Source organism: Marichromatium sp. AB32, from assembly GCF_003718675.1.
GTDB lineage: Bacteria > Pseudomonadota > Gammaproteobacteria > Chromatiales > Chromatiaceae > Marichromatium > Marichromatium gracile.
In genome coordinates, this window is the sequence record NZ_RHFJ01000113.1 from 1 (window position 1) to 2,394 (window position 2,394).

The 2,394-nt window shown below is 66.1% G+C and carries 3 protein-coding genes; all 3 read right to left on the reverse strand.

Annotated features, from left to right (window positions below):
- Positions 1 to 1,285 (reverse strand): pentapeptide repeat-containing protein (locus EBL85_RS16605; RefSeq protein WP_148040580.1); only part of this gene is annotated, 1,285 nt, incomplete at its 3' end.
- Positions 1,286 to 1,307: 22 nt separating this feature from the next.
- Positions 1,308 to 1,628 carry a hypothetical protein gene (locus EBL85_RS16610; protein WP_148040581.1) on the reverse strand — a complete coding sequence of 107 codons (321 nt, stop codon included), beginning with the start codon at positions 1,626 to 1,628 and terminating at the stop codon, positions 1,308 to 1,310.
- Between the two features lie 14 nt (positions 1,629 to 1,642).
- Positions 1,643 to 2,394, reverse strand: a 752-nt coding sequence (locus EBL85_RS16615; protein ID WP_223806187.1) for a thioesterase II family protein, incomplete at its 5' end; no start/stop codon positions are given.

Here is a 2,394-nt window from a genome sequence, read left to right on the forward strand (position 1 = left end):
ATCTGAGATCGCCCCCCTGCAGTTGCGCCCACCTGAGATAGGCCCCCTGCAGTTGCGCCCACCTGAGATCGGCCCCCTGCAGTTGCGCCTCCCTGAGATCGGCCCCCTGCAGTTGCGCCCACCTGAGATCGGCCCCCTGCAGTTGCGCCTCCCTGAGATCGGCCCCCTGCAGTTGCGCCTCCCTGAGATCGGCCCCCTGCAGTTGCGCCCCTCTGAGATCGGCCCCCTGCAGTTGCGCCTCCCTGAGATCGACATCCCAAAGCGTCGCTCTCCATAAATCCGCATACCGCAAATCGCGATGTCGCAAGTCCAGTGCTTGACCGACGTCTTTCCAGATCTCGGCGCGCTCTTCATCCGTGTCGATATGGGTCGCGTATAGCACCTCGGCGGGTGGGGCCTTTATCATTAATACGCGCTCACGTAAATTCAGGTTACGTTGAAAGAGCCAGTTTATCCACGGTTGGTTTTCACCGATCATCCATTCGATTCCACCTCCCGGCGGAACCATTAGCCCCCATATGACGGATAAAAAGATTAGTGCCAAGGCTGGTGGTACTCTCGCGCCCCTGCGCTGCCATCTCCGGTTCGGACGAATCAGCCTCCCGATCTTTCTCGGCAACCATCTGGATGTCGGCCAGCGAATTCGCCAGCGGCCGGAGCGAGAACTCAGGCGCGGCCAGAACAGTGCGATGAGCAGCAGATCCAGGGTTATGACAAGCTGATGGTCGAGGGTGATCCAGAAACTGTGATAGGGCAGAAACCGCCATTGAATGGCGGCCAGCAGCAGGATCGGCAAGAGAATCATGGTCACTTTGACCACGACTCGCAGCATCAAGCGGATCAGGCCCGGGTGGTGTCGGCCGATGAGCGCATAGCTGAAAACGAGCGGAAAGGGTAGCTCTCGATAGGTGCGTTCTTCCGCCTCGGGAAGCTTCAGCAACAGGGCGTCGAGATTGAACAGCTTGCGCGAGAGTTGGAAGAACTGCAGCAGCAGGTGAGCGTGGAAGAAGAGCACCAGCCAGGGGATAAAACTATAGAACCCCAGCAACGGCAACTCGATGTCGAGCAGCGGCAGGGTGGCGCCGGTCTCGCGCAGCAGTTGTTCGTCGTCCGTGGAGAAGACGATGACCGCGATATAGAAGCTGAACAGCAGGAAGGTGACATAGAGGTTGCGGACGTGTCGCGCCGCATCGTCGGCGGAGGCCCGTAACAGCGCAAGCTTCGCGAGGACGTCCTGCTCCTCCAGCGCCCAGAGGTTCTCCTTGCCATCCCACCGCCTGGACATCCGCCACCATCCCGGTTACACATCAGGTGTCCCCATTGTAGGGAAGCCCCATCGCCCCGTCATCGCCCGACGCCACGCCGCCCGATATCTGCGCCGACGTCTGGTGATCGGCATCAAGCGCCCTCGGGACACCGAGGCGGTTTTTCATCCCACGCACCGATGTCGGGCAAGCCGTCCAAGAAGCCGATTCGTCGATGTCGTGGCCGACGGCCCCACCGATCGCGCCGGTCGGATGGGCAACGCGCAGCGTGCCCATCACCGCCGCGCGCCGTCTCCAGGCATGGATGTCGGGTTGCCCGCCCCGATCGCCGTCGCCTCCCGGTGAGCGCTGAACGACGGGCAACCCGACCTGCGTGGCTACTGGGCGAGCAATGCGCTCAACCGGGCGACCACCGCGCCCGGCGCGTCGCTGAGATAGAAGTGTCCGCCGGGGAAGGTCTCGACGCGGAAGTCGGCGTCGGTCCAGCGCGACCAGGCCCCGGCCTCCTCGGCGTCGAGGTCGGGGTCGTCGCGGCCGCGGAAGACGGTGAGCGGGCAGGGCAGCGGCGGGCGCTCGGGGTCGGGGCGGTAGGTCTCGATCAGGCGGTAGTCCTGGCGCACCGCCGGCAGCACGATGGCGCGGATCTCGGGCAGCGCGAGCAGCTCGGGCGGGGTGCCGCCGAGCGCGGTGAGCGCCGCGCACAGGGTGTCGTCGTCGTGCCGGTGGAGGTCGCCGCCGTGGTGGCACTGCGGTGGCTCGCGCGCCGAGATCACCAGCTGCTCGGGCGCGCGCAGTCCCTGGTCGATGAGCGTCTGGGTCAGCTCGTGGGCGAGCGCCCCGCCCATGCTGTGGCCGAACAGCGCCCAGGGACGATCGAGCCAGGGGCGCACGGCACCGGCAAGCTGCCCGACCAGGGCGGGGATGTCCTCGGGCAGCGGCTCGTCGAGCCGGTTCTCGCGCCCCGGCAGACACACCATCAGCGGCTCGATCCAGTCGGGCAGCAGCGGCGGCCAGTGCTTGAACAGCGCCGGGGTGCCGCCGGCGTGCGGCAGGCAGAACAGCCGTAGCCGCGCCGCCGGGCGCGGTTGCGGGCGGCGGATCCAGCGCCCGGCCGCCGCCGTGGCGAGAT